This window comes from Paenibacillus aceris (assembly GCF_017874035.1).
In the GTDB taxonomy this organism is placed as follows: domain Bacteria; phylum Bacillota; class Bacilli; order Paenibacillales; family NBRC-103111; genus Paenibacillus_E; species Paenibacillus_E aceris.
In genome coordinates, this window is the sequence record NZ_JAGGKV010000003.1 from 159,680 (window position 1) to 181,550 (window position 21,871).

Annotated in this window: 19 protein-coding genes; 5 read left to right on the plus strand and 14 right to left on the minus strand. The window is 48.4% G+C overall.

The features are described from left to right. Positions 1–18: 18 nt before the first annotated feature. The 7 genes from J2Z65_RS07475 to J2Z65_RS07505 all read right to left on the minus strand — a co-directional run bounded on the left by J2Z65_RS07475 (position 19) and on the right by J2Z65_RS07505 (position 8,858). Entirely contained in the window at positions 19–1,266 is a 1,248-nt protein-coding gene (locus J2Z65_RS07475; RefSeq protein ID WP_167061738.1) for a glycoside hydrolase family 36 protein, read from the minus strand. Positions 1,267–1,281: 15 nt separating this feature from the next. Next, positions 1,282–1,788, minus strand: a complete 507-nt coding sequence (locus J2Z65_RS07480) for a hypothetical protein (protein ID WP_167061741.1) — start codon at positions 1,786–1,788, stop codon at positions 1,282–1,284. Then, complete coding sequence (locus J2Z65_RS07485; protein WP_167061744.1) at positions 1,785–2,159, minus strand: cupin domain-containing protein; 375 nt, start codon at positions 2,157–2,159, stop codon at positions 1,785–1,787. The genes J2Z65_RS07480 and J2Z65_RS07485 overlap by 4 nt, the downstream gene beginning before the upstream one ends. A gap of 2 nt (positions 2,160–2,161) precedes the next feature. Beyond that, complete coding sequence (locus tag J2Z65_RS07490; RefSeq protein WP_167061747.1) at positions 2,162–4,375, minus strand: alpha-galactosidase; 2,214 nt, start codon at positions 4,373–4,375, stop codon at positions 2,162–2,164. A gap of 23 nt (positions 4,376–4,398) precedes the next feature. Then, on the minus strand, positions 4,399–5,778 hold the full coding sequence (locus J2Z65_RS07495) for an MATE family efflux transporter (RefSeq protein WP_167061750.1): 1,380 nt from the start codon (positions 5,776–5,778) through the stop codon (positions 4,399–4,401). 13 nt (positions 5,779–5,791) lie between these two features. After that, complete coding sequence (locus J2Z65_RS07500; RefSeq protein WP_167061753.1) at positions 5,792–7,177, minus strand: family 4 glycosyl hydrolase; 1,386 nt, start codon at positions 7,175–7,177, stop codon at positions 5,792–5,794. 376 nt (positions 7,178–7,553) lie between these two features. Further along, the gene (locus J2Z65_RS07505) at positions 7,554–8,858 is read right to left on the minus strand and encodes a sn-glycerol-1-phosphate dehydrogenase (protein WP_240159826.1); all 1,305 of its coding nucleotides are present in this window, start codon (positions 8,856–8,858) and stop codon (positions 7,554–7,556) included. 147 nt (positions 8,859–9,005) lie between these two features. Here J2Z65_RS07505 and J2Z65_RS07510 point away from each other — a divergent pair, with 147 nt between their 5' ends. Next, positions 9,006–9,731 carry a DUF2161 domain-containing phosphodiesterase gene (locus J2Z65_RS07510; RefSeq protein ID WP_167061759.1) on the plus strand — a complete coding sequence of 242 codons (726 nt, stop codon included), beginning with the start codon at positions 9,006–9,008 and terminating at the stop codon, positions 9,729–9,731. Here J2Z65_RS07510 and J2Z65_RS07515 read toward each other — a convergent pair. The 5 genes from J2Z65_RS07515 to J2Z65_RS07535 form a co-directional block, all read right to left on the minus strand. Next, complete coding sequence (locus J2Z65_RS07515) at positions 9,728–10,678, minus strand: NAD(P)/FAD-dependent oxidoreductase (protein ID WP_167061762.1); 951 nt, start codon at positions 10,676–10,678, stop codon at positions 9,728–9,730. The genes J2Z65_RS07510 and J2Z65_RS07515 overlap by 4 nt on opposite strands. A 69-nt stretch (positions 10,679–10,747) precedes the next feature. Beyond that, a complete protein-coding gene (locus tag J2Z65_RS07520) occupies positions 10,748–11,977 on the minus strand; it encodes an MFS transporter (protein WP_240159827.1) in 1,230 nt (409 codons plus the stop codon). 111 nt (positions 11,978–12,088) lie between these two features. Beyond that, on the minus strand, positions 12,089–13,408 hold the full coding sequence (locus tag J2Z65_RS07525; RefSeq protein ID WP_167061765.1) for an ABC transporter substrate-binding protein: 1,320 nt from the start codon (positions 13,406–13,408) through the stop codon (positions 12,089–12,091). Between the two features lie 172 nt (positions 13,409–13,580). Next, a complete protein-coding gene (locus tag J2Z65_RS07530) occupies positions 13,581–14,417 on the minus strand; it encodes a carbohydrate ABC transporter permease (protein WP_167061768.1) in 837 nt (278 codons plus the stop codon). Continuing rightward, complete coding sequence (locus J2Z65_RS07535; RefSeq protein WP_167061771.1) at positions 14,417–15,301, minus strand: carbohydrate ABC transporter permease; 885 nt, start codon at positions 15,299–15,301, stop codon at positions 14,417–14,419. Before J2Z65_RS07535 ends, J2Z65_RS07530 begins: the two co-directional genes overlap by 1 nt. 158 nt (positions 15,302–15,459) lie before the next feature. On the opposite strand from J2Z65_RS07535, the gene J2Z65_RS07540 reads away from it, so the two are divergent. The 4 genes from J2Z65_RS07540 to J2Z65_RS07555 are packed head-to-tail and all read left to right on the plus strand — an operon-like array spanning position 15,460 to position 20,462. After that, entirely contained in the window at positions 15,460–17,283 is a 1,824-nt protein-coding gene (locus J2Z65_RS07540) for a cache domain-containing sensor histidine kinase (protein WP_167061774.1), read from the plus strand. Then, on the plus strand, positions 17,283–18,911 hold the full coding sequence (locus tag J2Z65_RS07545) for a response regulator (RefSeq protein WP_167061777.1): 1,629 nt from the start codon (positions 17,283–17,285) through the stop codon (positions 18,909–18,911). The genes J2Z65_RS07540 and J2Z65_RS07545 overlap by 1 nt, the downstream gene beginning before the upstream one ends. A gap of 58 nt (positions 18,912–18,969) precedes the next feature. Further along, a complete protein-coding gene (locus J2Z65_RS07550) occupies positions 18,970–19,395 on the plus strand; it encodes a hypothetical protein (protein ID WP_167062729.1) in 426 nt (141 codons plus the stop codon). After that, complete coding sequence (locus J2Z65_RS07555) at positions 19,395–20,462, plus strand: phosphodiester glycosidase family protein (RefSeq protein WP_167061780.1); 1,068 nt, start codon at positions 19,395–19,397, stop codon at positions 20,460–20,462. The genes J2Z65_RS07550 and J2Z65_RS07555 overlap by 1 nt, the downstream gene beginning before the upstream one ends. Positions 20,463–20,865: 403 nt before the next feature. On the opposite strand, the gene J2Z65_RS07560 is transcribed toward J2Z65_RS07555, so the two are convergent. After that, positions 20,866–21,096 (minus strand): hypothetical protein, encoded by a 231-nt coding sequence (locus tag J2Z65_RS07560; protein ID WP_209855813.1) that lies wholly within the window; start codon positions 21,094–21,096, stop codon positions 20,866–20,868. A 361-nt stretch (positions 21,097–21,457) separates the two neighbouring features. After that, entirely contained in the window at positions 21,458–21,712 is a 255-nt protein-coding gene (locus J2Z65_RS07565) for an AbrB/MazE/SpoVT family DNA-binding domain-containing protein (RefSeq protein WP_167062744.1), read from the minus strand. Positions 21,713–21,871 lie beyond the last annotated feature (159 nt).

Genomic DNA, 21,871 nt, shown 5'->3' on the forward strand with positions numbered 1-21,871 from the left:
TATACGTGTCTTCGTTGGTTATGAAAAGATTAGGGTTGCAACGCCGGAAGCCGGAACCGCGAGCTTATGAACGCCGGTCGTAAGCTGGGCGGACAACTCCTCCACAATTTCTCCCGTGCAAGAGGTAATAACGATTTTAGCTGCTGCCACACAAGACATCTCTATGTAAAGTCCATCCTCTCTTCTGCCGTTCACCACAATCCACTGAGACACAGCCGTATCCATGGGCACAATCTTTTCATGGTAAGCGACAGCGATCCCTTTATCCCCTTTCACCGAACGTACAAGCGGATATAACAACTCCGGGTTCAGCGGTTGGATGTTGCCATCTAGAAGAAGTTCCTTGTTCTCTTTCCAAAAAGCAAGCCAGTAGGCCAGCATCGACAAATGATCGGATGGCAGTTTATCCAGCAGAACAGAAACTTGAGGCACGGAGAACAGGCAGTTAATCAGCTGGAGTGCGGCGCTTTCCACCGGCTCCTCCGGATGCCACATGATCATATCGGCATGGGCTGCCGTATTTCCGCAAATCAGTCGGATATCCAGCGTCCTCACGCGGTTCTGAATGCTATCGTTCGGGCAATCCGATGCCCGGAACATATTGCCGTACTTGCGCATAGCCGGTCCCACATACATTTGACGGAATTCGATCATCATGTCGGATTTCAAACCTTTCAACCTGCCGATCGAATCCGTTAATAGACGGTCAACAGCAGCCGGTATCGACTCATAATCCTTCCCTTCCGTCGTGGAGGGGAGCTGCTGCTCCGGTGAATAAAACGTATCGATGAAATCAAGCTTAAATCCGTCCAAACCCCATTCCTTCACCGCTTCTTCATATTTATGAATGATATATTCCCGGACATCCGGGTATCTCGGGTCGAGCACGGCAGCTCCATGATTCTCATTAAACCGCAGAATTTTATCCTTAAAGCGATCCCACACCTTGCTGTATTTACCGATAAAAGGCACCGAATACCAAAGAATAAACTTCATGCCTAGCTGATGAACCGCATCCACATGCTTTTTCATATCGGGGAATTTCCCCTCATAGGTCTCCCAATCTCCGCAGTACGCATACCCCCTGCGATTATCCTCCGTCTGCCAGCCATCATCGACGATAACAGCTTCCATGCCGAGCTTCTTAGCGAGAAGGCACTGCTCTTCAATGCGGGAGTTCGTTACATTCTGGTGCATGCTGTACCAAGTTGAGTACATCGGTTCCTTGGCTGCCGCAGGAACGTATGCAGGACGATATTCAGGCATAGCGCTCCACCACTCCTATACACTTTGCAAGCACTCAAAGTAAGGAAAATCTCTCGTATCCACGAGAAGCTTGGCTTCATAGACTTGGAAAGGGGCTGTCGTTTCTGCAAACAATTGAACCCTGCAATGAAAGTCAGCCTTTTCCTCGCTGATAGCTCCCGAATAATAAACGGTATTCAGTGCATCCGAATAAGCGAATGTAAGCCTATTGCGGCCTGCGCTGTTAAACAAAGCGTAAACAGGAGCCGAAGCAGCCGCGTTCGATCGCAAAGTGCGCATCCAGTCGGCTTTAAAGCTTTTATTCCGGTCTTGGGCAGGATGCCAGCTGGCCTGAATGTCACATGCGGGATGCGACCAGCACAGCGTGAAAACAGGAGGCACCGTCGCCTCAGCAGCTTCCAACCGCAGCGTAATTAGATCAAGGCCATCGTGAAGCTTTTCCGCGGAAAGAGAGACCGTGAACGGATGATCCTCGCTAGCTAACGTAAAGGTATGAATATCCGTCGTTATCTGCCTTTTCATACAGACTCCTCCTGCTGTTGATTCTTATGCCGGTTTGAGCTTGCATGGCACCACACCGTTACTATGGGATCAGCCTCACTCGAGTTCAGATGGTGATCCTCTCCCGGCTCAACAATCACGATATCCCCTGTTGTAACGGGAAAATGCTCCCCATTGATCTCCATCGTTCCTGTCCCTTGCAAAATAAGGAATGCTTCACAATCCCCGTGAATATGATAGTCTCTCCCGTCCGGACCGTCATTCGTGTGGCTTCGCTCTCCTCGTTTGGCAAAAGAAAGACCGCCTGAAGATAAATAATCACCCGGTAATACGCCCTGCAAAATATGCCCGTTCTTTGTATCCTGCAGTTCACTCAGACGCAGCTTTATCATCGTTACTCCTCCATTTTCAACCGGTAAAGGCGGCTTCGGAAATCACCTTTCCAGATCGGTAAATTCAGCCCAATATGCATTAACTCGTCACCGCCGAAGCATGACGCCTCCGTCTCGTCCGGAGCATCTGCATCGTAAACATGATAATTGCCGCCTCCCTCCAAGCCCTTCAGCCTTAGCTTCTTAAGAGGAGCGTTCGGCTCAGCCAACACTTGAAAATAAGCGACCAGCGCTTCCTTCCGGTCATCCGATACAAACATCCAGGCGGCGTCAACGCCTTGAAAAGGGCTGCTCAATCGGTAATATTCTCCGAATTGGATCAGCGGACGCAATTGTTTATATAGCGCAACCTGACGCTTCACAGCTTCTTTTTCTATCTCCGTAAAAAGGGTCAAATCCAGCTCGTAGCCGAAGTTGCCCGACATCGCTGCATGCCCCCGCATATCCAGAGGTGTCGAGCGATGCACTTGATGATTCGGGATCGCAGAAACATGCGCTCCCATAGCGCTGATCGGATACACGATGCTTGTGCCGTACTGGATTTTCAAGCGCTCCACCGCATCCGTATTGTCACTCGTCCATGTCTGCGGCATGTAGTAGAGCATACCGGGATCAAACCGCCCGCCGCCGCCTGAGCAGCTTTCGAACAACACGTTCGGGAATGCGGACGTTATCCGCTCCATCACCTCATAGAGACCAAGCATATAGCGGTGGGCCGTTTCCCGCTGCCGCTCCGGCGGGAGATGCGCTGAGCCGATTTCCGTCATATTGCGGTTCATGTCCCATTTGACATAGCCGATTGGACAGCTTGCAAGGATGTCTGTTATGACCGTTACGATGTAGTCCCTCACATCTTCACGTGAATAATCAAGAATCAGCTGCTGCCTCGCTTCCGTCCTGCGCCGGCCAGGCACGTGCAGACACCAATCGGGATGAGCTCGATACAAGTCACTATCGGGAGATACCATTTCCGGCTCAAACCATAGACCGAAGGCCAGATCCTGCCGATTCACACGGCTAACCAAGTCCGGCATGCCCTCAGGCAGTTTGTTTCGATCGACGAACCAATCTCCGAGGGAGCTTTTGTCATTGTCCCGCTTACCGAACCAACCATCGTCCAGGACAAGAAGTTCTAAACCGAGCTCCTTTCCGACCTTGGCAAGCTCTTCGATTTTATCCGCATTGAAGTTGAAATAAGTCGCTTCCCAATTGTTGATGAGAATCGGTCTGTGACGATCCCGAAACTCCCCACGGCATAACCGTGTGCGGTACAGCTTATGATAGGTGCGCGACATCCCGCCAATACCATCTGCCGAAAATACAAGGACGGCCTCAGGCGATTGAAACGATTGCCCCGCCTCCAACAACCAAGAAAAGTCAAAGGCGTTAATCCCCATGACCACACGGGTTGTTCCGTAAGGATCTACCTCTGCTTGTGCAACAAAACTTCCGCTATAGACCAAGCTGAAGCCATAGACTTCACCTTGATCTTCATCCGCCTGCTTGGTCAGCAGGGCCATGAACGGGTTAAGCGAATGGCTGCTGCTCCCCCGACGGCTCTCAATCACAGACCCGCCTGTTGCAATAGGGCGTCTTTCGATGTGGCGCTCGCGCGCCCATGAGCCTGACAAGTGCAGCATATCGAAGTCAGAATGAGATAAATCGATGCCAAAGCTTAAAGCTCTAAGCAGCTTAATCGAACGGTTTCCGGTGTTGATGAAACGTACGGATCTGGTCACTGCATCATGATCGCAGAATACCGTATACGTAAGAACAGCCTTCAAGCCGATCTCTGGATCCGCCAAAACAATATCCAAGCTCTCCGCTTCGCTCTCCTCTTCCACATAGGTAGCAGGCAGTCCCTCAAGCTGCGGTTTACCCGCATAAATCCGATGGGATTCATAAATAAGCTCACTGACCGTCGTCCCGTCATCCATCTGAACCTGATAGGCAGGTACGCGGAAATCACTGCCTCCGTACGCCGGAAACTCCTGCGGCAGCGTGTCCAGCGACAGCGCTAGATCGTTCGGATCTGTAGATGGCGAGAATGAGCAGCGGCGTCTACTAGCGAGCAAGCCCCCAAGATTGCTTCCGCGTACCTGCCGCCCCCAATGAACGTGTGCAAGGTATTTGGATTTAACCAACTGCATGATATAGCTGGATGACTTCCCCTGAAGATGGAAGGTTTGCGACTTTGAATCATAACTAATCCCCATATCCCGCAGCTCCTTTCTTGGCATTAAACCTTTACATGTTTCCAAACCATGCGTTTAAACCTGAAGTAAATCAAATTTGACCGCAAAAATTGATCGCAGGCAACGGCACTCCATAAGCCGAACATCCCCCACGAGAAGACGTAAACAAACAGATAACTGAGTAAAACCCGCACGCCCCAGACACCAATCAAAGTCGAGTATAAAGGAAACCGAGTATCCCCGGCTCCTCGCAGCGCTCCACCCAGAATGAACTGCGAGATTTGGGAAACCTGGATGAAGCCTACGATCCGAAGGGCCCAAGCTCCTTCACGGATAATTGTTGCGTCACTCGTGTAAAGCCTAAAAATATATGGAGCAAATAAGATAAATCCCGCTCCCATTACACCGGCTACGATCATGCCGTACTTCCTGATTTGCCATACATACCGCTCAGCGAGGTCGGGTTTGCTGACCCCAAGCGTTTGACCGACCAGTGTTGAAGCCGCTATGGCAAAAGCAGCCCCAGGCATAAACGAAATGCCAATAATACTCGTCACAATTTGTGATGCCGCTATGGCAACCGTCCCAAGTCCTGCGCATATTTTGACGAACGTCATAATCCCCAGACGCATAATGAGCTGCTCAAGACTCGACGGTATACCGATTTTCAACATGCGGTAAATCATGCTTTTATCCAAACGGCTAATTTCCGCCCAACCGATTCGAACCGCAAATTTCCCGCTGAACATGACCGATAGAAAGGTGATCATCGCCCCGGCTTGAACCACTAAGGTGGAGATGGCCGCCCCCGTAACACCCATTTTCGGCAATCCCAAATGGCCGTAAATCAACACAAACCCGAGGGAAATGGACAGACACCCCGACAGCACATTAATTTTCATCGGTGTCCGGGTATCTCCCGCACCTCGCAAAATAGCGGACAACGCCGAAGAGATGGAGGAAAAACCGATGGACAGAAACATCAACCTGGCATAATGCAGTCCGTATAGAGCCACTTCTTCGCTAGCCCCCATCATGCGGAGCAAGTATTCCGAATATGTGGTACCAAGTACAACGACGAGGATAGAGAGTAAGGATCCGAGCAGTAGAGACTGGCCTGCGGCGCGATTGGCATCGCCCACGCTTCCCGCTCCCGTAGAACGGGCCACAATAACTGTCGTCCCTGTATTAAGCGCCGCAAAAAGGACGCTCATCAACATATAAGGTTGACTCGTTAATCCAACGGCTGCAACAGCAATCGCTCCTAAGTGGCCCACCAGAATCATCATCATCATTTGGGTCAGGTTAAGAAGCAGCATCTCTGCCAAAGACGGACCTGCAAGCCTGAAAATGATCCGGCGAACCGCCTTGTCATCATGCGGATCAATGGCGGTGACAGATGCACCATTGGGTTCTAAACTCATGGCCGCCCCGCCATCAGATGTTCCATCCAGGCAAATAGGCTTTCGTATTCTCCAGCATCTGATCGAACAGCGCCTCAGCTTGGTTCACATCGATATTCACAAGCGGATCGTTTACGAACGCATTGAACGCTAAGGCTTTATCCTTTTGAAGAGCAGCCTTTAAAATAAGCTCCTGATTCACCGTATGCTGCAGCACCAGGTTGTTCACAGAGAGTGGAAGTTCGCCTGCATAAACAGGGCGCAGACTGTTCGCAGAGAATACAGCATTCGTCTCCACAACAGCGCCCAGTGGAATGCCCTTCATCTGACCCACATTCGGAACGTTGACATTGGTCACGAAAGGTTGAAGACCGATCAAACCTTTGAGCTGTCTCACTTCTTCCTCTCCCGATGCCTTAAGCGGCAGCTTCTCCTCTCCGTTCAGCAGTTTGCCATAATAAAGCTCTGTTGCAACGTGCTTCTCGACACGGCTTTTGACCGTAGTTAAACCAAATTTCCAGAAACGTACCGTTTCCGGATCTTTCATATACCAAGGAGGCATAAATTCTGCCAAATGGCGATCCCCTGCTGCCGCAATGATGCCATAACGCCGGAACAAATCGAACTTCACACGGTTAGCGGCTGTATACGTGTTCGTCATCCAGGCATCTTTGTTGTGCTCAAAGCCCGACTCATAGTACTTATCTACAAACTTCCGGTACATGGGAAGCAAATCTGTCTGCTGATACGTGGCTTGATCAATCCATGTAAAATGATTAATGCCCAGCACGTTCACCTTCACATCATCCCGGTGCACGCCTTCCAAGCCTTCCATGTCACGCAGCATGCGAATCAAAAGCCCTTGCGTGCCGAAAATTTCATGGCAGCAGCCGAGCGCCTTTATGTTAGGGAAAACCTCATAGAGCGTCCGCGTACAGAGCGTCATCGGATTCGTATAGTTAAACACCCAGGCATCCGGTGAAAAGCGCTCAATAGCCTGAGCAATTTCAACATACATCGGAATCGTGCGCAGCGCCCTAACCAGTCCCCCAGGTCCGGTTGTATCGCCTACCGCTTGGTAAATGCCGTACTTCTCCGGCTCATGAACATCCGATGCCATCTCGTGGAACGTTCCGGGAAGGATCGAAATGAACACAAAATCACATCCGCTAAGCGCCTCCTGCAGGGTCGGATAAGCCTTATAGGTCCATTTGGATTTCGCTTCGGCATAATCGGAAACTGAGTTGCCTAATTTCTCATTATTTTTGGCCTTGTCATAGTCAAGGTCATATAACCTGATCGTCCCCGACAGTTGGTCATCCAGCGCTAGATCTGCAATGAGATTTTTCGCCCAATACATCGAGCCTCCGCCAATATAAGCAATTTGTATCTCGCTAACTTTCCCGCTATTGAATTTCATCCTGTTCCTCCTTAGGCGTCATGCATATGTCACAAGTATAGAAAACAAACGCCATTTAAGGGATGGCAAAAATTTAGCGGGGTTGTGATTTTTTACACTTTTCGCCAACCACAGTTGGAACTCCATTCCCTTATTTAGGCGAAAAGCGGCATGTCGGGGTTTGGAGGGGAACTACAGGATCTTATTTCACCTCAATCGTCCAAAAGCCATCCAGAATGGGGAAATAGCGGACCCTCGTTTCCCCTCCCTTGCTCAAAGGGCTGTTTTGGACAAAATAGCGACCTGTTGTTCACTTATCTACGTGCAAGGAAGTCCCGACTAGGCTCAGCACAAAAAAATCCTCCCCAGCGTAGGGGAGGATTGATGTCATTAGCTCTTATAACAGCCTCAATAGCCGCAAAATCGTAAACCGGTTGCGCACAAACAGCGCATCCTTCAAGGACGCCTCCACCAGCTCCGGCTCCACGCCGAGCTGCTCGGGCGTCAGCGGTCCCTGCACGGCCTCGAGCCAAGCGATGAGCTGCTCGGGCGCAGGGACCGCACGGGCGATGGCGTGCACATCGCCCCACCTCGAAGCGATGCGCGCCTTCAGCGCCTCGCTATCAATAACAACGCCATCCGCCGGAACATTCTCGGCGATGACCTGCTCCGCCATGGCCCCATAGGCCCTGCGGATGCGCTCCGCATCCGCGAGCCGGCTCGGGGCCTGGCTTTGCGCTAGGCGCGCAGCGGCCTCAGCGGCCGTGATTCCCTGCAGCGATGCATATCGCTGCGCCATCAGCACGGTCGCGACGCCGACCTTCGCGCCGTGCAGCAGCGCCCGGCGGCGCTGCTGCAGAAGCACCATCTCCCAATAGTGGGAGAGATGGTGCTCAGCCCCGGAGGCCGGCCGGGAGTGGCCGACCAGGAGCATGGAAAGGCCGGACAGCAGCAGGCCTTCCATAAGCTTTAACAACCCGAGATCCGTGCGCTTCGCGATCTCGTCCAAGTGAGCCGTGCATAGCTCCACGGCTTCCAGCGTCAACCGAGCGCTCAGCTCGCAGTAGTGCTCGTCAAGCAGCACGCGGCCAAGCGACCAGTCCGCGAGCGAGGTGTGCTTGCCGAGCATGTCGCCGACGCCGGCGGCGATCATCGCTTGCGGTGCCTCCGCCAGCAGGGCGAGGTCGGCGAATATCGATTCCGGCGCGTTGGCAGGAATCGTCTGTTTGAAGCCGCGCACGATCAGCGGCGCGCCGACCGAGGCGAAGCCGTCCACTGACGGCGCTGTCGGCACAGACAAGAAAGGCCGCTTCGTGCGGTGGCTGACGAAGCGCACGATATCGTGAAGGGTCCCCGCCCCCACGGCAATAAGAGCTTGCGACGCTAGCGGCGTGTCCAGCAGCACCTGGACGATCGCCTCCTCGTCGGCGGCAACTTCCCCCATCGCGTTCTCACGGATCACGCTGATGCTGACCTTGACCTGCGCAGCCTCGAGCTGCCCGCGCAGCTTCGCGCCAGCCGCTTGGTACGTCTTCTCGTCCGCAACAAGCGTCACTTCACCGTAGCCGGCATCCTTCACATAGCCGGCCACCTGTCCCAAGGCATCTCGTTCAATGACGATGCGCCGAATCGGAATTTCATGCTTCTGCCCACAGGTGCAATCGATCGTACGACCTAACCACGTATCCAAAACCTCACTCATCCCCATCATCCTCTCCAACAAATCTCACATCGTCCGTCTAAACCCCAAGATGTACGTACAAGTACTTTCCCCTATTTTAGCAAAACCTGTGCTATAATGATACACATTCTGACTGCCTTCATCGCAAGTAGGAGGAGAATATCCACCATGCCCATTCAAACCGAGACGGAGCTTTATGCTCCGATTAAACAATATTTTGAGCAGCGCGGTTATGCCGTTCGCGGCGAGGTCAAGCACTGCGACTTAGTTGCCATCCGCGGTGACGAGCCCCCGATTGTCGTTGAACTCAAAAAAAGCTTCAACATCCCGCTCCTTGTGCAAGGAATCGACCGTCTGCGTCTAACCGAGCAGGTGTACGTCGCTTTTGAGCTGCCGAATAAAGGGAGAGCTCCACATCGCTTGCAGTGGGAAGACATTCGTCGGCTCTGCCGCATGCTGGGACTTGGCGTCCTGACTGTTCAATTCTACAAACGCAAAAAGCCCGCAGTCGACCTTGTCTGCGAGCCTACGCCATATACGTTGCGTCATAACAAAAGAGCAGCCTTGCGGGTCGTCAACGAGTTTCATGAACGCAGCGGCGACTACAATGTGGGAGGCAGCTCCCAGCAGAAGCTGATGACCGCCTACCGTGAGAAATCGCTGCACTGCGCCTATTTGATGCGAGAGCACGGACCTCTCAGTCCGCGGCAGCTGCGTGACCTAACGAATAACAAAGCCGTCAGCTCCCTTCTCCAAAAAAACTACTACCGCTGGTTCGTACGCCAAAGCCGCGGCATTTATCACATTACTCCCCTCGGTGAGAAAGCGTTGGCTGAATACATACACGTTACCGCAGCCTTTTCTACCTCGTCCGAAACGACTGAACTTCCCTAAGAGCGAACGACAACCCGATTGGCGTTCGCCTCTTCTTTTAACATGAGCAGCACTTTATTCATCCAGATCGCAGCTTGCGCGCCTTCACCCATAGCAATCGTCACCTGCTCTGCGTGAACGCCTACATCACCAGCTGCCCAGAGGAACGGCACGCTTGTCATTTTGGAACGGGAATCTGTCACGATATGCCGATTTTCCATGCGTTCCGCACCTAGCTGACGGGCCAGATCCGACTTCACTTCATTTCCTCCAAATGCGATAAAACCGCGCTCGGCTTCCAGACGCTGCCCAGTTACCGTTACGAGGCCTCGAAATAGACCATTTTCCTGTACAATAACCTCTTGAATGTCATCCGATATGTAGGTAATCCCATTCTTCTTTAGCTCTTCCAGAAAACTCATTCTCACTGCGCACTGCCCATGGTTAACGTAAGTCAGCTTATCCGTCCTCAGCCTCAGCTTCAGCGCCATGCCCGCTCCGGCATCGCCTGCGCCCAGCACAATGGTTGTTTTATTTCTGATTTCATATCCATCACAGTCCGGGCACACATAGATCGTTAATCCCAGACATGACTTTAGCCCTGGAATTTCAGGAATACGATCCATTAATCCTGTCGCTAAAAGCAGCGTCGGAGCTTCATACCCATTGCCCGACTTCCCCCATAACTCGAAACCATCTCCCGGCTTCCCTTTGTTTACTGCTTGTACAACTTCATCATTGGCAAAAGCAACCCCCAGCTTCTCGGCCTGCAGCCTTCCCAGCCTGCGGAGTTCTTCACCTGAAACGCCATCCGGCCAACCCAGCAGGTTGTGATAGCTTTTGCACAAGGTCGATCTTCCGTAACCGGCATCAATAACAAGAACTTTATGCTCATATCTGCCAAGCTGAATGGCCGCTTGAAGTCCGGCAATGCCTCCTCCAACGATCACACTGTCATACTGTTTCATAACCTGAAGTCCCTCTTCTCCTATCATCTATCCCTAGGATAACCTTGTTAGGACGCTTTCATGCTCCCTTCAACGATTCTTAATGGACCAGACTAAGGCGAACTGCGTAAGGGAAGCGGCCATAAGAATCCACGGAATCAGTCCGCCATCCAAGTCACTTCCGAATGTAATGAAGCAAAAAATCGAAATCACACGCCCGACATTGAGGAAAAGCTCCCGAACGACAACGCTTTCTACTTTCAACTCGCCCTTGAGCGGCAGTTTGGCGATGAGTCCATAATAGTAACCCGTCATCGTATTGCCTTGCAGCGGAGAGAAGATGGAGTAAAGAATCATAAACCCTACGACAGACCAGATCGTGATACTCCCCAGTAAAAAGGAAACTCCAACTAGATAGCCGACCGTGGATAACATTAAATACAGACGAGACTTACTGCCCTTCGCATATTTGGAAATAAACATCCCCATCACAATACTTAAACTGGAGTAAAGCACGCCTAAGTAACCTACAATATCTTCCCGCGGCATCACTTTAAATAAAAGAATGTTCGGAAGGAACAGCATAATGCCTTGGAGCAAGCCCATCCCGAAGAAACCGAGCAAAGCCTTAAGCCAGTCCCTTTCTTTCTTCATAATCAGACCGGTCCACTTTAAGTAATAAACTCTATGGTGCCCGCTGGATGCTTTTATTTTCATAGAAATCATGGCTGCTAACAGAAACATACAGAATGCAATAGAAAAGACAATCGTATATCCGCTAAGTCCCTCTTTCAAACGGATAATAAACCCGGCAAGCGCCGGTCCTGCCAAAGAAGCCATGGTGAAGAAAATCATATTATAGGCCAAATATCGAATCCGATTCTGCTCGGTTGACACATCATACATAAGTGTTAAATAACCTACCCAGTAAAATGCACCGGCCAACCCATTGAAGATGGCAAACGCTATGTAATATTCCACGAGGGCTTCTTGAGCGATAATGACACTCAAATAAAATAGACCGATCAGCATGATGCCTAAGCGGTATGACACCATTCTGTCTTTCTTCTTGATCATCCAGCCGCCAATGGCAAAACCAATCGGTGTCAGGAGGTAAACGATAATGCTGTACGTTCCGTTTACGGCTACACTGTGTGTTAAACGCCAAAGATACAAGTTCAGAAACACACCCGACATGGAAGCGCCGAATTGAAATGTCGAATGAATAATGAGCGAAATAACAGCTTCGCGAGTTAATCTTTTCTCTTGCGGCAGAGAATTTCCTCTGCTTTGCAGCCAAGTCCTAATTCTTAAGTACATCGTAGCCCCCCGCTCCTCAGTCATCCTTATTGTAACAGCCCGAATTCCTTCTGTTAAACGGCAAAAAGCCCCAGCATTGGCGCTGAGGCTTTATTACAACCCACTATTGTATTACTTCTTCAGGCTATCCCATGTTTTCTGGAATTCATCCAGCATTTGATCCTTCGTATACTTCTTCGCGACATAACCTTGCATAATATCGCCGAATTTTTTACTGGATGCTTCGCCGCCTGGGAATTTGAACCAGTTCCAGCTAAGTGTTTTACCAGCTTTGCTGTACGTGATGATGTCTGCTGCTAATGGTCCAAGTACTTTCTCGTCAGCAGGAATGGATTTGAAAGCAGGGATGAACTTGAATTCATCTGTAATGTATTTTTTACCTGTATCGGAAGTTACCATCCAGTTCAAGAATTTCTTCGCTTCGTCTTTCACAGCGGAGTTTTTGTTGATAACCCAGTTGTTAGGTACGCCTACGAACAATTTGTCGTTCGATGCAGCATCATCGCTGATTGGCATTGGCAAGAAGCCAATTTTGATATTCGGGTTCGTTTTGGAAATTTGAACTTGCGTCCAGTTACCTTGTTGCGTCATCGCCGCCTTGCCTGTAGCAAAGTCAGTTACTTGTGTATTGTAGTCCGTTTGCAGCGGGTTCTTGTTGCCGTATTGCAGCGTCAGATCAAACAATTTCGACCATTGGTTGAATTGCTCGTTGCCTGTAATCTTCGCTGTTCCTTTGTTCAAGCCGTCGATGAACGCATTTGGATCTTTTTGGTAAGCGAAAGGAAGGTTTACAAAGTGGTTACCAAGTACCCACCACTCGCCATAGCCGTTCTCGAAAGGTGTAATGCCTTTAGCTTGCAGCTTTTTAGCGGCATCTTCCAGCTGTGAAATCGTTTTTGGAAGCTCTGTGATTCCTGCTTGTGCGAACAGATCTTTATTATATTGGAAACCGTAGCCTTCAAGGTTAAGCGGTTGGCCGTAGATTTTACCGTTTTTCGTCATTGGTTCTTTGGCCACGTCTACCAAATCGCTCACCCATGGTTGATCGGAAAGATCTTCCAGGTTATCAATCCATTTATCAAGATCGGAGAAGCCGCCGTTGTTGAAAATGTCCGGTTTGTCGCCGGAGTTGAACTTCGCAAGCAAAGCTGCGCCATAGTCCGCACCGCCGCCGACTGTGTCGATTTGAATTTTCACGTTAGGATTCAGCTTTTGATATTCTGCAACCAATTTACCTAATTGGTCAGCGATTTCTACTTTAAATTGGAACATTTTAATCGTAACCGGTTTACCAGCTGCAGCTGGAGTTGCGGATGCTGCTGCTCCCGTTGAAGCAGTCGGCGCAGGTGTCTCTGTTTTCTTACCGCAGCCGGCTGCGACCACAGATAGTGTGAGCAAAGCCGCCATACTGATCATCGTTAATTTTTTCATAAAGGTAAAGCCTCCCTTTTTTTGTTTACTCAGCTTACCCTGATAACCATCAGAGGATTCATTCGCTCGTTGTCATCAGTTCACATGGTTTATTGTAAACACTTTCTTAAACCCTTAACACAGAGAATATTGAACATAAAGGTGGAAGATTTTGAACATCTTAACAAATCTGTTACCCTTTAACCGAACCTGCTGTAATTCCTTCAACAATATGTTTCTGCATGGCGAGGAAGAAAATAACGATCGGTAAAACGCCAAGTGTCAGACCGGCCAACGCCAAATCCCATTGCTTCGTATATTGTCCAAAGAAAGAGAACGTCGCTAAAGGTATTGTTCGCAGATCAGGACTGTTTAACACTAGCGAAGGCAGCAAGTAATCGTTCCATATCCATAAGCTGTTCAAAATAATGACCGTTGTGGACATCGGCTTAAGCAGGGGGAAAACAATGCGCCAGAACACACCGTATGGTGAACAGCCATCCACTGTAGCGGACTCTTCAATTTCCAAAGGAATCGATTTAATAAAGCCGTGGAACAAGAAAACGTTTAGAGAAACACCGAATCCAAAATAACAAACAATCAAGCCCCATTTGCTGTCCATCAGTCCAACTTGACTTGCAACGCGAACCAGCGGAATCATGATGGATTGAAATGGAATAACCATCGCCGCTACGAAAGCCAGGAAGACAAGATTGTTGAATTTGCTTGGCTTGCGCACCATCCGATACGCCGCCATGGAACTGATGACGACAAGCCCTACATTACTGAAAACCGTAATGATCAAAGAGTTCATGAAGGCGCTTGGGAATTTCATGATCGTCCATACTTTTTTGTAGTTATCTAAATATAAGCTTTGCGGAAGCTTCGCTGTACTTGCGGCAAGCTCCGGGAATGTTTTGAGTGAGTTGACAATGACGAAATAGAACGGAACTAGAAACAAGAGAGCGATCAAGATGCCCAGCACTTCCAGTGTGAACAACCGTCCTGAATATTTTTTGACTGTTTCCATTACACTTCAACCTCCTTGCGTTTCGTATACATGACTTGGATGGTCGAAATAATGGCCACTACAATGAAGAACACTAATGCTTTCGCTGTTCCTAAGCCATAGTTGTTATTTCGGAACGCTTCTTGATAAATATTGATGGAAACGGATTCTGTCGAGTTGAACGGTCCGCCTTTGGTCAAGGAGAAGTTCAGGTCAAACATTTTGAAATTCCACGAGATCGTCAGGAACAAACATACCGTAACCGCCGGCATAATGAGCGGAACTATGATACTTTTGAGCACCTGAAAACGAGTAGCACCGTCAATATATGCAGCTTCAATCATATCTTTGGGCACATTCGAAAGCGCCGCAATATAAATGATCATTAAATACCCGGATCCCTGCCAAATACTAACGATCGCAATCGCCCAGAAAGCGGTAGGCGCATCGCCCAGCCAAGGCAGTTGGAAGAAACTAATATTTGTCAAATCGCCAAGCGTTGCGAAGCCTTTTACGAAAATAAATTGCCAGATGAATCCGAGCAAAAGCCCGCCGATGACGTTCGGCATGAAGAAGATGGTACGCAGCATGTTTCTTGTTTTAAGCGCCTGCGTAAGCAGTAATGCGAGAAGGAAACCAACGAGATTTGTCAGAATGACATCCGTTACGGTAATCCGAGTTGTAAACCAGAAGGCATTGCGATAATCCTTGTCATTAAATAGAAGGTGTTTAAAATTGTCCAGCCCGTTGAATTTCACGTTGGTCGTTACACCGTTCCATTCTGTAAATGAGTAATAAATACTCATGAGAAAAGGAACTAAAACGATGAGTGCGAAAAAAAGTAACGCAGGTCCGATAAACACCCATTGCTGTAATAGTCCTGATAACCCCTTGCTTTGTTTCATGGGAATTTCCCCCTTACGATTAGGTAACTATAACCTATAGTATAAATACCTTTATCCTGGTGAAACACAGATTATCGTGATGCATTAGGTGGAATTTGTTGACCTCTACTGCTACAATATAGGGTGAAAAGTCTACGAAGAAACCGAGCTGATTCGACATGTTCCGTCATAGTATACGCAATAAGCTGATCCTTTTTTTGCTGATCGCGACACTCGTTCCGTTTATTACCTCCATCGTTGTCTCCTATATATTCACCAAGGAAAAAGTCACCGAAGACACCATCACCAACAATTCGGCCCTCATCTCCCAAGCAAAATTGAATATATTAAACTACTTAAACGGGGTTGTCCAAACGTCTACAACGATTTATACAGGACAGCATTTGTCTGAACTCGGGCAATTATACGATATCCTGGAACGAGAGCATGATATCGATTATATGAGTGATAAAGTGATCAAGAGCGGATTGCAGGTCATGTCTCATGCGGTTAAAGAGTTCAAACAAGTCTATTTGTACGCTTCTGTCAGCGACCGTTCTTTCTTGTCGAGCAACGATTTTCAAGGAAGCACAACCGGTAAATATAAATCCCTTCGTCCTTTTCCTGAAGACAAAACCGTTTATTTCGAGACTACCCATCTGAGCCACAATTACAATATTGCACTCAACGTGTATTCTGCTCCAACACCTGTCCTGTCTATGCATCGCAAGCTGATGTATTCACCGAATAACACATCCATTGGGGAGCTGATTATTGATCTTCATTTGGACCTTATTTCTGAAATTTCACAAAGCCTGTACACACATGACGAGGAAGAACTGTACATTCTTGATGATGAAGGCAACATTGTTTTCGGTCCCGATCCTTCGAAATGGGGTCAGATGCTGGAGGGAAGCTGGGGAAATGAAGCCATTCACAGCACGCTTGATAAAGGGTCGTATGAATGGAGTAAAGGTGCATACGCGGGCATAAATGTTTACGAAAAAATGAAAACTGACTATGTCAGCTGGACGATCGTCAAACGTCTTCCTTACGAACAATTAACGAAAAATGCCAAGCAATTAACGTTAATTAACTCTCTTGTACTGACCTTTTTCATGTTAATTGTCATTGGAGGGACCATTTACATCTCCATTCGATTTACAGAGCCTATTAAGCAATTGATTCGTTATATTACACGCATTCAGGCAGGTCAGGTGCAGCTTGGACAGATGAATAAAGACATTGAATTGACGCGCACGGACGAAATGGGAATTCTCGCCAATCGTTTCCATGGCCTTATGCAGGATTTGAATCAAATGGTCATGCGCGAATATCGCTTGGAGCTTGCGAACAAGTCCAATCAACTCATGGCGCTGCAAGCCCAAATCAATCCGCATTTTTTGAATAATGCCCTGCAATCCATCGGTACGTTAGCTTTGCAGCACAACGCGCCAAAGGTTTATGCACTTATCTCCTCCCTTGCCAAAATGATGCATTACAGCATGAATACGAACGAATCCGTCGTACCCTTAGGCAAAGAACTGGAGCATGTTAAAGCTTATCTAGAGCTGCAAAAGCAGCGCTTCGAGCATCAATTCCATATTGTTTATGATATCGAAGAAGACACGAAAGCCCTCTCCGTGCCGAAGATGATTCTGCAGCCGCTTGTCGAAAACTACTTCAAGCATGGCTTTAAGCCAAGTGCTGCAGATGTGGGACTATTGCGCATTCAAGCAACGAAGCTTACCGAAGACGGGTATGAGTTTCTACAATTGGTTGTGGAGGATAACGGCATTGGCGTTACCGAGGCACGGCTGCGCGAAGTAAGAAACAGACTGAATGCCCCCTCGACGGGGGATGAAGCTTGTATTGGGCTAAGCAATGTGTTAACCAGAGTGAAATTATATTTCACCGATGATGCTGCTCTTGACATTGAACATGCACAGCCCCGAGGTCTAAGGATCGTCATCCATATACCGATGAAAAAGGGAGCTATCTAATGAAAGTATTACTTGTCGATGATGAGAAACATGTACGTGACGCCATCCGATTGCTAGTCAATTGGCAGCAGCACGGAATCGATACCATCCTTGAAGCACCGGATGGCGAATCTGCCACCGAGCTCATAGCCCGGCATCGCCCGGAAATTATTATGACCGATATGATGATGCCCATCATGAACGGCGTGAAGCTGCTCGAATGGCTGCAGGCGAATGCGCCGGATTCCAAAACGATCGTCATCAGCGGTCATGACGACTTCTCTTTACTGCGACATACTTTGAAGTATGGAGGAACGGACTATATTCTTAAGCCAATTGATCCCGATCAGTTGAATGAAGCGCTGGATAAAGCGATTCAGGCTTGGAACAAGGAAGAAGAGCTTCGTCAAACGAACCGCGAGCTGAATATCGAAATGAATACTATTAAGCCAATGTATTGGGACAAGCTCCTCTCCGGCATGATTGCTGAGCCGTCCACTTACGATAGCGTTGCTGAACAGCTCGACAAAGCGCTGCATTTGAATCGGAACATTAGTGAATGCCGGGTTGCCATTTTATCATTGGACACGATGGAACGCAGCGTGAAAAATAAGTTCAGCCAAAACATGGATCTGTTGTTTTTCTCGCTGATCAATATTTGCAATGAATTTCTTACGACAGATGGACGCGGCTACGCTTTCCGCCATTGGCACAGCGAAACAGAAATTGTATTGCTTTTATGGAAGGATTTACTTAGCGCCGAGGCTTATTTGGAGAAAATTAATGAAGGCATGCGCACGACGCTGCACTCCCGTGTTGATTTTGGGATTGGGCGCGTTCATGCTTTCCCGGCTGATTTGACCTTGTCCTATCAGGAGGCGCGTGATGCGCTCAGAAAGCGAAATCTCAAAGCCAAAGAGACATGGATTCACAGTATGTTGAACCCGGCCAAATCGCCTCAGCCTGCTCTGACGTTCAGCCACTATGAGGAGAAAATTAACCTTGCCATTCGCAGCGGCAGCATCGAACAGATTGAGGAAGTCATTCAGCTGTGGATGGATTCCGTCAAGCAAAGCGAAGTCATTACACTGGAGCAGCTTGACCATTGGTGGCGGGAATACAGCGTCATGAAACGCCGCTTCGTGCAGCGATTCTTCTCCGGCGGCAGCGAAGACAAAGTAAAGCAAATGCTGTCTGATGAGCCCACAAGCGTCATTGTTCCGCTGGATGAGCATGGAATTTTGTCGCTTTCCCAGTGGCAGCAAGAGCTTACCCGAAGCATTGTGCACATGTCCAAGCTGCTGCTCGAAAATCAACAGAAGGACAAAAATGTTATTTTTGAAATTGCCGAATATCTCGAAAAGCATTATCACGAAGACGTGACGCTGCAGGACATAGCTGGACGGTTTTATCTGAGCCGCGAATATATTTCCCGTAAATTCAAACAGGAATTCGAGGTCAACCTTTCCGATTATTTAGGTCAAATCCGTATGAGCAAAGCGAAAGTGCTGCTGCGCAACCCGCATCTTCGGATTTCTCAAGTCGCTGAGATGGTCGGTTACCAAGACGAGAAGTATTTCAGCAAAGTTTTCAAAAAATTAGAGGGCATCACCCCCAATGAGTATCGAAAAACAGCGAATTCTATCTAATATTCTGTATAAAATTTGGAATATGTTATACTAGAAAACAGAGGTGATTATCGTGAGCATGCAAATCGAGTCAACGACTGCGAATTCCTTCCCAAGGGCTGGCAAAGCCACAAAAACAGGAAGAAAAACGTATGTTTACTTGTTTCTTGGTTGGGTCATGCTGATCGCAATCGGAGTGGCAGCAGCAATGCTGTATACAGAGCATTTAAGACAAAAAATAACAACCGATATCGCACAGCAAACCCAGCAACAACTGCAAGTCGTGCAGCAAGATTATCAGAAGCAGGTTTCCCAACTGAAAGACAGCGTATCAACGGACATGAAAGCTTTGCAAACCAAAGTAGACGCTCTGAATGAATTGCTTGCCTTTACGAAGGACAGCGCCAACAGCAAAACAGATAACAGCAACCAACTCTACACCCAGCTGGCCGAAGTGAAAAAGAAGCTGGAAGAGCTGCAGAAGAATTTGGATGTGTTGAAGTAATGAGTGCTATCCAAGGAATCAATCGCATCTTTCTCCTTGCTTGCGCCCCATTCGTAGGTATGTTGATTTGGCTGCTTTTCGTTTCCGTGAGTATTCCCATAAGTCCTTGGTCAATTTCAGCGCCTGCTCCCGTCTCTGTTCACCAAGAAGCGCTCACCCTGGACAGCTTGCTGACGAAAGCAACGAATGATGCTGCGCAGACCAAGGCTATCATTCAGCAATATTTTGAGTTGTATGAGAAAAGCACGACGGAAGTCACAGCCGCTCTCCAGAGCGCCACAGCCCAAGTAGCCCTGCCCGGCATCATCTATGATGCAAGAATTACGGCGAAGCTCGGGAGTCCTATCAGACAAGCCTCCTCTGAAAATATCGACTTGAAGCTGTTTACATTGAATGAAAATAACTACAAAGGTTATGCACTTAAAGTAAACCTCAAGAGTGATAAAGCGATCAAGCTTGTTCTGGGCAAAGATAAAATGGGCTCCAGTGAAACGACCTTGGAGGCCGTCTCACGCTACGGCGCCATTGCCGGCGTGAATGCCGGAGGCTTTGCGGATGACAGCAAAGGCAGACGTTATCCGCTCGACACGACGGTGATGAACGGCAAATATGTGAATGGCTTCTTCCCGACGAAGAACGACACGACTTTTATCGGTTTGAACAAAGACCGCAAACTTATAGGCGGCAAGTTCAGCTCGCAAGCCGAGCTCGACAAGCTCAATCCGCTGATGGGGTCGACCTTCGTTCCCACGCTCCTCAAAAACGGAGCTAAAACGACCATCCCGTATCAATGGCAAAGCTCGCCTGCACGTGCAGCTAGAACCGTCATGGCTAATTACAAAAATGATCAACTGTTGTTTATCGTTACTGACGGCTATGATGAGAACGGCAATTCAGGAGCGACGCTCGCTGAACTGCAGGATAAGATGCAGCAGTTAGGCATCGTTGACGCTTATAACCTTGATGGAGGCGGCTCTACTACCTTGGTCATGGGTGGCAGCGTCATTAATCGTCCGTCCGATGGAAAGCTTAGACCGCTTGCGACGAACTTTTTATTTTTCAAATGACCGCATTTATTCACATTTTATTCAATATTTTTTTTAGAATGTTTGGGGTATAATAAGCTTTAACTATATGCTTTTTACGTTCTTTAACCCTATAGGAGGTGCAGCAATGTTTGGCTTATCCGCAACATTTTGGCTCGTTAACACCGTTTTTGTACTATTTCTCGTCGCTATGATGACGGCTTCCTATAACGAGGACAAAACAAAAGGCCTGTAAGTTAGTTTCCCAAAGACCGTCAGAATGTATCATTCTGGCGGTCTTTTCACGTTTGGCCGGTGAGTCTGTACTGAAAAACATCGTTGCAGTGTTCTGCTGTACCTGAGTCGCGGGAATTCCCGCGTACAGCAATGAAAAACATCGTTGCAGAGCGCAACGATGAGCCTGCCTCTACCGCAGCGATGTAAATCATCGTTGCGGTGTTCTGCTGTACGCTGAGTCGCGGGTACTCCCGCATACAGCGATAAAAAGCATCGTTGCAGAGCGCAACGATGAGCCTGCCTCTACCGCAGCGATGTAAATCATCGTTGCGGTGTTCTGCTGTACGCTGGGTCGCGGGAATTCCCCGCGTACAGCGATGAAAAACATCGTTGCAGAGCGCAACGATGAGCCTGCCTCTACCGCAGCGATGTAAATCATCGTTGCGGTGTTCTGCTGTACGCTGAGTCGCGGGTACTCCCGCATACAGCGATAAAAAAGGACCCCTCTCGGAGTCCTCTCTGACGATGAATATGGAATTTGTCTTGATCCTTACTTCAGCTTGGTTTTTACCTCATCACATTTATTGCAGTATAGGATACTACATTTAATGGCCTCCGGCACATCTCCTCGCTTCTATACGGATTCAACAACAACCTCTCTGGTGTGCATGATCTTTGACACAACACCTCTCTGCTTTCATCGTCGAGAAATAGTATGTCCAGATAACGTTGTTGTATGTGCGAAGTGAACAAAAAAAAAACACCGCTTTCCTCAAGGAAAGACGGTGCTTCTTCGCATATTACGCTCTTACTTTAAGCAAATTCATTTCCGTTACGCAAGTACTGCATATGTAACGTTCTTTAAACTCACTCACGCTTTCCATACTGCCGCAAAAAACACATTTCGGGCGGTATCTTTCCAAAATGATATGATCACCCTGTACTAAAATTTCGACAGGATCTCCTTCATTCATTTGATATCGTTTGCGTAGCGATTTAGGCAGTACAATACGTCCCAATTGATCGACTTTACGAACGACTCCGGCTGGCTTCATCATAGGACTTCACCTCTCTTCCGCTCACATTTTCTATGCTTAGCGTTATGGCTTCGCATATCTATACGGACTGATAGGGAATACTATTCGCCGTTATTTAAGAAACTCCTTCTAATTAAAAGCTGAAATTTCTTTTATTGTCAAATTTGTCGACCCAGA

Coding starts and splice junctions, on each gene's coding strand:
- J2Z65_RS07525 (WP_167061765.1), bottom strand. CDS start 13,408: ATGAAAAAATTAACGATGATCAGTATGGCGGCTTTGCTCACACTATCT.
- J2Z65_RS07550 (WP_167062729.1), top strand. CDS start 18,970: ATGCAAATCGAGTCAACGACTGCGAATTCCTTCCCAAGGGCTGGCAAA.
- J2Z65_RS07485 (WP_167061744.1), bottom strand. CDS start 2,159: ATGATAAAGCTGCGTCTGAGTGAACTGCAGGATACAAAGAACGGGCAT.
- J2Z65_RS07510 (WP_167061759.1), top strand. CDS start 9,006: ATGCCCATTCAAACCGAGACGGAGCTTTATGCTCCGATTAAACAATAT.
- J2Z65_RS07475 (WP_167061738.1), bottom strand. CDS start 1,266: ATGCCTGAATATCGTCCTGCATACGTTCCTGCGGCAGCCAAGGAACCG.
- J2Z65_RS07545 (WP_167061777.1), top strand. CDS start 17,283: ATGAAAGTATTACTTGTCGATGATGAGAAACATGTACGTGACGCCATC.
- J2Z65_RS07540 (WP_167061774.1), top strand. CDS start 15,460: ATGTTCCGTCATAGTATACGCAATAAGCTGATCCTTTTTTTGCTGATC.
- J2Z65_RS07515 (WP_167061762.1), bottom strand. CDS start 10,678: ATGAAACAGTATGACAGTGTGATCGTTGGAGGAGGCATTGCCGGACTT.
- J2Z65_RS07560 (WP_209855813.1), bottom strand. CDS start 21,096: ATGATTTACATCGCTGCGGTAGAGGCAGGCTCATCGTTGCGCTCTGCA.
- J2Z65_RS07480 (WP_167061741.1), bottom strand. CDS start 1,788: ATGAAAAGGCAGATAACGACGGATATTCATACCTTTACGTTAGCTAGC.
- J2Z65_RS07490 (WP_167061747.1), bottom strand. CDS start 4,375: ATGGGGATTAGTTATGATTCAAAGTCGCAAACCTTCCATCTTCAGGGG.
- J2Z65_RS07565 (WP_167062744.1), bottom strand. CDS start 21,712: ATGAAGCCAGCCGGAGTCGTTCGTAAAGTCGATCAATTGGGACGTATT.
- J2Z65_RS07535 (WP_167061771.1), bottom strand. CDS start 15,301: ATGAAACAAAGCAAGGGGTTATCAGGACTATTACAGCAATGGGTGTTT.
- J2Z65_RS07520 (WP_240159827.1), bottom strand. CDS start 11,977: ATGTACTTAAGAATTAGGACTTGGCTGCAAAGCAGAGGAAATTCTCTG.
- J2Z65_RS07530 (WP_167061768.1), bottom strand. CDS start 14,417: ATGGAAACAGTCAAAAAATATTCAGGACGGTTGTTCACACTGGAAGTG.
- J2Z65_RS07495 (WP_167061750.1), bottom strand. CDS start 5,778: ATGAGTTTAGAACCCAATGGTGCATCTGTCACCGCCATTGATCCGCAT.
- J2Z65_RS07555 (WP_167061780.1), top strand. CDS start 19,395: ATGAGTGCTATCCAAGGAATCAATCGCATCTTTCTCCTTGCTTGCGCC.
- J2Z65_RS07505 (WP_240159826.1), bottom strand. CDS start 8,858: ATGAGTGAGGTTTTGGATACGTGGTTAGGTCGTACGATCGATTGCACC.
- J2Z65_RS07500 (WP_167061753.1), bottom strand. CDS start 7,177: ATGAAATTCAATAGCGGGAAAGTTAGCGAGATACAAATTGCTTATATT.